Raw genomic sequence first — 8486 nt, forward strand, 5'->3', positions numbered from 1 at the left:
CAATAGTAGGTGATTACAGGTGCAAGGCAAAGTCGGGACGCCTGCGCCAAGTGGTCTGAGCCGGTGCCAGGATGAATCGCCTATGATGCAGTGCCGCTTGTGTCCTGACCCACAAGTGGGCGACATTGCCGATGTGCACTGCGTCTGTCAGGACAGGGGTACGCGGAAAAATGGCAAGCAGAAGACAACGAATCTCGGTTACAGGACACTGGGGTTTTCGCCCGCTATGGGCTAATGTCTGGGGGTAAAGGGACAAGTAGACTGACTAGGCCAAAAATGCAGCACTCGGACAAGGTCCGCATGTTGACGGCTATCTTACCCGTCGGGGGACAGCCCAGTTCAATCACAAACGTAGCCAAAGTCACAGGGGGAGAGAGCAATGAATCTAGGTGTGCTCGTTTTTCTGGCCTTGCTGCCGCTGGCGACAGTAGGGCTCTTCCTGGTCGTCTTGAGGTGGCCGGCGAAGTACGCCATGCCGCTTGCCTATGCGGTGGCCGTGGTTATCGCGCTGGGCTTATGGGGCACCGAGCTGCCCGTTGTCGCGGCCGCCTCCATCAACGGCATTGTCGTGGCACTGAACATCTTGTTCATTGTCTTCGGGGCGATCCTGCTGCTCTATACGCTGCGGGAAAGCGGTGCCATCGCGACGATTCAACAGGGCTTTGCCGACATATCGCCTGACCGGCGTGTGCAGGCCATTATCGTGGCCTGGCTGTTCGGCTGCCTAATCGAGGGAGCGTCCGGTTTCGGCACCCCGGCAGCCATCGCTGCGCCACTGCTGGTGGCCCTGGGCTTTCCGGCGATGGCCGCTGTGGTCTCCGCAATGATCATTCAGTCCACACCGGTCTCCTTCGGTGCCGTGGGGACGCCGATTCTGGTTGGGGTGAACCAGGGGCTTGCAGGTCAGACCGTCACCGAGCGCATGACCGAGGCCGCGGGCTTGACCCATATCGAGTTCGTTCACCAGATCGGCGTGCAGGTGGCCATGATTCACTCGATCGTGGGCTTCCTGGTGCCGCTGATCATGGTGGGCATGCTCACCCGATTTTTTGGCAAGAACCGCTCCTTCATGGAGGGGTTGCGGGCTTGGCCATTCGCGCTGTTCGCGGGCTTGGCCTTCGTGATCCCGTACTATGCCGTGGCGGCTCTGCTCGGCCCCGCATTTCCGGCGCTGATCGGTGGCCTGATCGGCATTGCCATCGTGGTGCCGGCGGCGCGTGCCGGGTTCTTGATTCCGAAAGACACGTTCCACTTCGAGGAGCGGAGCAAGTGGGAGCCCGAGTGGATCAGCCGTTTCCAGGATGATATCCAGCCGATGCGGGCAGAGGGCTATGAGCTCTCGCAGGCCCGGGCCTGGGCGCCCTACGTCATCGTGGCGATCCTGCTGGTGGTCACCCGCACTATTGACCCTGTTGTCAATGCATTGCAGTCGGTGGCATTCTCCTGGACCAACATCTTCGGCACGGAGATCTCGGCCAGTTCCACGCCGCTGTATCTGCCAGGCTTCGTGCTTCTCGTGGCCTCGGTGATTACCTACTTCTTGCATCACATGTGGGACCACGGAAATTACCTCAACGCCTGGAAGACCGCCGGTCAAACCATCCTTTCCGCGGGTGTGGCCCTGATTTTTGCGGTTCCCATGGTACAAGTGTTCATCAACTCGGCGCCGGGCGGCTACGATGATGTTGTGCAGATACGCGAGGCGGTGGAGGCCGGTGTCGCCCTTGGTGCGGCCGCGCAGATCGCCAGCATGCCGGAGATGGTCGCGCAAGGGGTGGCAGCACTTGCCGGTGGACTGTGGCCGGTCTTTGCACCACTGATCGGTGGCCTGGGTGCGTTCCTGGCCGGCAGTAATACAGTCAGTAACCTGATGTTCTCCTTCTTCCAGATCTCAACGGCCGAGCAAATCGGACTTGGCTCTGCCGGTGCCTCGCTGGTGGTCGCCCTGCAGGCCGTTGGCGGTGCCGGCGGCAATATGGTGACCGTGCACAACGTTGTGGCGGCGTCCGCGACCGTTGGCCTGATCGGGCGTGAAGGCGATATCATCCGTAAGACCCTGATCCCCATGACGTACTACGTGTTCGCAGCAGGGTTTATTGGTATGGCGATTATCGCTGGCGGCATAAACATCTGGTATCTGGTGTTTCTGCTGTGGCTGGCGTTCTGCCTCGGCTTCATGGTCGTTAACAAGGGCAAGCGGCCGGGGTTGGCAACATCCTAGGGGATATCCCCAGAGCATGAGAAACCAAAAGCCCGCCCGCACCAACGGGGCGGGCTTTTCTTGAATCTGGAGCGAGGAACGCTCGCCCCGCGTTGAGTTCAGCGCGTTGGGCGCGGGTTGTCTCAGCAGTTCTAATTTTGCCAATCTTCCGTTGGCGCTGGCTCCCGGCCGTCACTCCCGCGGTGGGTACGTGGTGGAGTCCTGTGACGGCACCGGCGCCGATTGAAGGGTGCCATTAGCGCCAGCGTAATGCACCGTTAAACAAATCGCGCCAACGGCGCACAAGCGCAACACGAGTCGTGCGCCTGCGGCGCTGTATCATCGACGGCGGGTTACGATGCGTTAACCCGCCCTACGGGTTCGGCGTGCAGCCACGCCATGGCACCGGCGCCCTAATTAGAATTGCTGGGGTTGTCTCGCGGTGCTTGACGCCTATGGTGAATACCGACTACGCCTCAAGCATACCGTGGGGTCTGCTCCTACGGGGCTTCCTCCAGCAACACCACATGCAGACTCCTGGGCCCATGTGCCCCGAGCTGCAGGGTCTGCTCCACATCCGCTGTTCGCGACGGCCCGGTGATGAAATTGAAGCTGCGTGGCGGGAAGTCGTGACGCTCGCGCATGCGTACCCAGATATCCTCGAAGTAGGGCACCACATCGGCGGTCCGCAGCACGACAATATGGTAATCGGGCAGAAAGCTCAGCGTCGTCGGGTTGTCCGGGCCGGACAGCACGGCCAGCGATCCGGTCTCCGCAACTCCGGCTTCTGCGAAGCTGACACCGACCAGCGCATCGCGGCCGTGCGTCGCCTGTTCAACGGTGAGCGTCTCGGGCCAGTCGACTGCCTCCAGCGCCGGGTTCGGTGCGACGTGGACGCGCTGACCTGCGGGTTTGTCGGCCAGGTACTCGGCCACGGCCTGGCCAATCTCCCCGACGGTCCGAACGCGCACCAAGGTGCCGGATGCGGCCTCAAGACAGCGTGTGAACCGCTCCAGATTCGACTCCGTCCAAACCGGCCGCTGGGGTGTGCCGTCACCCAAGGTCGCGAGGCGGGAGCTACTGGCCTCCGCAGCGGTAGGCACCGTCTGCCGCGCGAGCGCCGTGCGGATCTTGCCAAGGATACGCTCACGGGGCGAGCTCATCGCGACTCCTCCCGCCGCCGGTTGCGCCAGGCGGCCTGAAAGGTGGGGCCTTGGGGCGCCGGAAGGTCGCGTCCGGCGGTCCACGCAGAAGCTAGAGGGAGGCGGCGGAATCGGCCTCGGCGTCTGCCCAGGCGGCCGAGCAGCCCGACCCCCACCCGGGCGAGGGCGGCGTATAGACGCGGGCGCAGGGCGAACCAGGCCCAGATGCCGAGCCCGTACCGGGTGGGTTTTCCCGTGAGGTTTTCGTCGTACTGGGCCTCGCGCAGGTCGCGCAGTAGATCCGGCAGGGGGATCCTCACCGGACACACGCTCTGACAGCGCCCGTTCAACGTGCAGGCGTTAGGCAGGTCCCGGGTCTTGTCAAGGCCCACGATCATCGGTGTCAGAACCGAGCCCATGGGGCCCGGATACACCCAACCGTAAGCATGGCCGCCGATGGCGGCGTAGACAGGGCAGTGATTCATGCAGGCGCCGCATCGAATGCAGCGCAGCATCTCCCGGAACCGGCCTCCGAGCATGCGGGTGCGCCCGTTGTCGATCAGGACCACATGAAAGGCATCCGGTCCATCGGTATCGGCCTCACGTCTCGGGCCGGTGACCATGGTCGTGTAGGCCGTCATTTCCTGCCCTGTGGCGCTGCGCGCCAACAGCCGCAATACGGTGGAGGCATCGTCAAGGGTGGGGACCAGCTTCTCGATGCCGGCGATGGCCACGTGCACGCGCGGCAGGGAATGGGTGAGATCGCCATTGCCCTCGTTGGTGACAAGAAACATGGAGCCGGTCTCGGCCACGAGACAGTTGGCGCCGGTAATGCCGACATCGGCGCTGAGAAATTTCTCCCGCAAAATGCCTCGTGCCTCGTTCACCAAGTCCGGCACCTCGCGCAATGTGTCATTGAACGTGCCGTGGTGGTGCTCATTGAAGAGGTCGGTGATCTGCTGCCGGGTCTTGTGGATCGCCGGTGCGATGATGTGGCTTGGGGGCTCCTTGGCCAACTGGATGATGTACTCCCCCAGGTCCGTCTCCACGGTCTCCACCCCTGCGGCATCCAGCGCCTCGTTCAGCTGCACTTCCTCGCCAGCCATGGTCTTGCCCTTGGTGACCATGCGGGCACTCACCTGGCGGCAGATATCGACAACAATCTGTTGGGCTTCCTGTTGGGTCTCCGCCCAGTGGACTTGGCCGCCTGCCTCCGTAACCCGGGCTTCGAACTGTTCCAGATAGACATCCAGGTGGGCGAGGGTATGGTCCTTGATGGCGCGACCGCGATCCCGTAGCCCCTCGAAATCCGGAAATTGATCCACCAACGCCTTGCGCTTGCCCACAAAGCCCGCCTGCACGCGCCGGAGCGCCTGTTGCAGATCCGGGTTATCGAGGGCCTCCCGGGCGGAGGGCTTGAACAGGTGCGCTCGAGACTCCATCAGGCCTCCCCCTCGCCAATGGCTGTTACAGTGCGGGCGGTGCCGGCCAGGACTTCGGCGATATGATAGGCACGCACGGGTTTGTCCATGCGTTTGAGTCGCCCGGCGATGTTGAACAGGCAGCCGAGGTCCCCCGCCAACACCAGGTCGGCGCGCGTGGCCTCGATGTTGCTCACCTTGTCGGACACCAGGCGTTCGGAGATCTCCGGATACTTGACACAGAACGTGCCGCCGAACCCACAGCAGACATCCGTATCCGCCATTTCCCGCAGTTCCAGCCCCTCGACGCCGGCCAGGAGCTGGCGCGGCTGTGTGCGGATGCCGAGCTCACGCAGGCCGGCGCAGGAGTCGTGATAAGTGGTCACGCCGTCGAGCTGTACGCCGGAAATCTCCACATGGGCGACCTCGACCAGAAATCGGGTCAGCTCCCAGGTTCGGCCCGCGAGTTCCCGCGCCGCTTGTGCCCAGCTCGCCTCATCCCGCAGCAGGTCGGGATAGTGCGTGGTGATGGTGCCGCCACAGGATCCGGACGGTACGACGACATAGTCATAGCCGCGAAAAGATTCGATGACCTGCTTGGCGATGGCCTTGGCATGCTTGCGGTCACCACTGTTGTACGCCGGCTGTCCACAGCAGGTCTGCGCCTCGGGGACGTCAACGGCATAGCCCGCCTGCTCAAGCAGTTGCGCCGACGCGAAGCCAACCGAGGGCCGGAACAGATCCACCAGGCAGGTGGCGAAGAGGGCGACAGTACCGCGGGGCTGGGTTAGGGTTTGTTCGTTCATTATTGGCCCTGGAGACGATCGTTGACGGATACCGTGGACAGTCCGGCGGGGTGGGTCGTTCGCGCCAGTGGAATCAAGCCCCGCACCCTTGAAAGCCGCTCGTGTTGCCCGCAGGGTATGATATGGCTTCACTCAAATCCAGTCCCACGAAACGTTGCACGGCAACGGGGGAGTAACCATGAGCCTCACGGAACAAAAGTGCACACCCTGCCAAGGCGGGGTTGAGCCCATGGAGCGGCAACGGGCGGAGGAATTCCTGCAGCAGGTCCCTGGCTGGGAGCTGACCCATGACGCCACGCGCTTGCAACGGAAGTTCAAATTCAAGAACTTTGCCCAGGCCAATGCTTTCGTTGACCGGGTCGGAGAATTGGCCGAATCCGAGGATCATCATCCCGATATCACGTTCGGCTATGGCTATGCCATCGTCGAGATCTGGACGCACAAAATCGGCGGCCTGCACGAGAACGACTTCATCTTCGCGGCGAAGACGAATCAGCTGACCGAGGCATAAAAGATCAAAAACGGGCGCGTGGTGGTGCGGTGGGGTTGGCGGTGGATCACGCCTCGGTGCCATGGCAGGACTCCACCCCGTAGGGCGGGTTAGCGCAGCGTAACCCGCCGTCGATAACAGGGCGCCGAAGGCGCACGAATCGTGTTACGGCTGTGCGCCTTTGGCGCGATTCTTCGGACGGTGCATTACGCTGGCGCTAATGCACGCTACGCCCTTCGATCCGAACCAGTGCCATGGCATGGCTGCACGCCGTCGATGATACAGCGCCGCAGGCGTTCCATTACGATTCGGCTCCACGCTCCCACCTCCCAGACCGGCCGCCACTCTTATGCAGCAATCGCACGCCGGTAATCTCCATTCCCCGATCCATGCCCTTACACATGTCATAGACGGTCAGCAGCGCCGCCTGCACCGCGTTGAGCGCCTCCATTTCCACGCCCGTGCGCTCCACGGTCTCGGTGCGCCCGGTGCAATGAATACCACTGCAGTCGTCGAGCGGTTCCAACGTAACCTCCGCATGGGTAAGCTGAATGGGGTGACACAGCGGGACCGTTTCCCACGTCCTCTTGGCGGCCATCAGGCCCGCCACGCGGGCGACCGCCAGCACATCACCCTTCTTGATGCGCTGCTCGCGGACGGCGGCGAGCGTGTCGGCGGCCATCAGGATGCGCCCCTCGGCGACGGCGATGCGCTGCGTGGCGTCTTTCCCGCCCACATTAACGATATGAACTTCGCCGGTTTCGTTCAGATGCGGGAGATCGCTCATGGTTCCTCCACTCGCCCGTACAGGTACGCAGACGCGGGATCCCGCGCCGGCGCCATGCCATGATAACGCGCCCGAGCAGGGGATGTATGGCGCCCCGGGCTCGTCTGGGCCGGCGCGCGGATGTCGGCGCCCGCGCCCGGCCCATTGGGCCGTGCTACTGGGCGCGGGCGTGTTTCTGGCGGGTTGCGCCAGCATGCCAGACGTGCCCGACCCCGACGATGGGCCCGAGGCCGCCTGCCGGGCGTTCTTCCACGAACTGGACGCGCAGGTCGCAAGCGCCGGCGTACGCGACGGCATTGGCGAACCCCCGGAGGCCTTTCCGTATCTGCGCGCGACGCGCTTCCTCAACAGTTTCCACGAGCAGCTGGGCGACGCGGCAGTGCGTGGGGCATGGCTCGACACGGCGCAGGAGACGGATCGCGCGGCGCGATCCCTTGAGCTGCGGCACCTGGACGCCGGCGCCGTCGATGGCCTGCCCATGCCGGAGACGGTCGCCCACGCGCAGGAGGCCATCGCGCATTGCGGGGCGCTGTTGCGCGAGGCCGACGCGCTGGATGCCGATCATGGGCCGTGGCGGGAGGCCGCGGACGCACTGACGGTGCCGGACGAGTACGTGACCTGGCAGCGTGCGGTCGGCGTGTACCCGATCAGCCGCTGGTTTATCCGCTCGGGTGTTGCCGTGTGGCAAAGCGGGGTGCGGGAGAGCTTTGACAACGAGACTGGTGACAACGAACCGGCCCGGCGTTACCGGCCGCCGTCCGCGGGAACGCACCACGAGGCGGCGGGGGCACTGCTGGCGGATGCGTCGACGAACGCCCTGGGATGGCCGGAGCTCTCGTCCTCGCAGTGGCAACAGGTGTTCGAGCAGTTCGCACCGGTAATTGAGGTTGAAGCCGACGCAGCCTACAACCGCATCGGCGCTCCGTTCCTCGTCGAGGACGGGTTGCCGACTGTAGATACCACGCAACCCACCGTCTACACCTACGCCACGGCGACGCGCTATGGAGACGAGACGCTCATCCAGCTGAACTATGTCTGGTGGTTCACGGAGCGCCCGCTGGACCATTGGTTCGATCTCCTCGGCGGTCGCCTGGACGGATTGAACCTCCGGTTTACTCTGGACGGCGAGGGCGATGTGCTGCTGGTGGAGAGCGTGCACAACTGCGGTTGTTACCACCAGCATTACCCCGTCCAGGGGCTATCCCCCAGGGAATCCCCCGATTACGCCGAACCACCCTTGGTCCTGCCGGGACCGCAGGCGCCGCAATCGGGCGAACGCCTGCGGGTTAGGCTCGAGGACGGCACGCACTATGTCACCCATCTTGCCTTTGCGCAGGTGCCAGACGGGGGCGAGGCCTACGTCTTTGCCGATTATGATCGCCTGCGCAGCGTGCCCGTCGTGAACACGGGGCAGCGGCGCAGCCTGTTCCAGCCCGACGGCCTGATCGCCGGGAGCGAGCGCCGGGAACGCTGGTTATTCTGGGTCTCGGGGGTGCCTCAGGCGGGTACCCAGCGCCAGTACCACCGCCATGCCACCGCGTTCGTGGGGCGCCGCCACTTCGATGCCCCGGACCTGCTCGAGCGGATTTACGAACGCGAACACGACCATTGACACAGAATCGGCGCATCATCGCCATGAA

General features: G+C 63.8%; 7 protein-coding genes. 3 read left to right on the forward strand and 4 right to left on the reverse strand.

What is annotated here, in order from left to right:
* Nucleotides 1-379 precede the first annotated feature (379 nt).
* On the forward strand, nucleotides 380-2221 hold the full coding sequence (locus tag QZT63_RS09465) for an L-lactate permease (protein ID WP_290650633.1): 1842 nt from the start codon (nucleotides 380-382) through the stop codon (nucleotides 2219-2221).
* 479 nt (nucleotides 2222-2700) lie between these two features.
* Here the strand turns inward: QZT63_RS09465 and QZT63_RS09470 are convergent, their stop codons facing one another.
* Genes QZT63_RS09470 through QZT63_RS09480 form a run of 3 tightly spaced genes read right to left on the reverse strand, consistent with a single transcriptional unit; the run spans nucleotide 2701 to nucleotide 5569 of the window.
* The gene (locus tag QZT63_RS09470; RefSeq protein ID WP_290650635.1) at nucleotides 2701-3363 is read right to left on the reverse strand and encodes a lactate utilization protein; all 663 of its coding nucleotides are present in this window, start codon (nucleotides 3361-3363) and stop codon (nucleotides 2701-2703) included.
* Complete coding sequence (locus QZT63_RS09475; protein WP_290650637.1) at nucleotides 3360-4784, reverse strand: LutB/LldF family L-lactate oxidation iron-sulfur protein; 1425 nt, start codon at nucleotides 4782-4784, stop codon at nucleotides 3360-3362. Before QZT63_RS09475 ends, QZT63_RS09470 begins: the two co-directional genes overlap by 4 nt.
* Nucleotides 4784-5569, reverse strand: a complete 786-nt coding sequence (locus QZT63_RS09480; protein ID WP_290650639.1) for a (Fe-S)-binding protein — start codon at nucleotides 5567-5569, stop codon at nucleotides 4784-4786. The genes QZT63_RS09475 and QZT63_RS09480 overlap by 1 nt, the downstream gene beginning before the upstream one ends.
* Before the next feature lie 178 nt (nucleotides 5570-5747).
* Here QZT63_RS09480 and QZT63_RS09485 point away from each other — a divergent pair, with 178 nt between their 5' ends.
* Nucleotides 5748-6080 carry a 4a-hydroxytetrahydrobiopterin dehydratase gene (locus QZT63_RS09485; protein WP_290650641.1) on the forward strand — a complete coding sequence of 111 codons (333 nt, stop codon included), beginning with the start codon at nucleotides 5748-5750 and terminating at the stop codon, nucleotides 6078-6080.
* A gap of 280 nt (nucleotides 6081-6360) precedes the next feature.
* On the opposite strand, the gene moaC is transcribed toward QZT63_RS09485, so the two are convergent.
* A complete protein-coding gene (moaC, locus tag QZT63_RS09490; protein WP_290650643.1) occupies nucleotides 6361-6846 on the reverse strand; it encodes a cyclic pyranopterin monophosphate synthase MoaC in 486 nt (161 codons plus the stop codon).
* Between the two features lie 193 nt (nucleotides 6847-7039).
* On the opposite strand from moaC, the gene QZT63_RS09495 reads away from it, so the two are divergent.
* Entirely contained in the window at nucleotides 7040-8458 is a 1419-nt protein-coding gene (locus QZT63_RS09495) for a hypothetical protein (RefSeq protein ID WP_290650644.1), read from the forward strand.
* The last annotated feature ends 28 nt before the right edge of the window (nucleotides 8459-8486 follow it).

This window comes from Aquisalimonas sp., assembly GCF_007120195.1.
GTDB lineage: Bacteria > Pseudomonadota > Gammaproteobacteria > Nitrococcales > Aquisalimonadaceae > Aquisalimonas.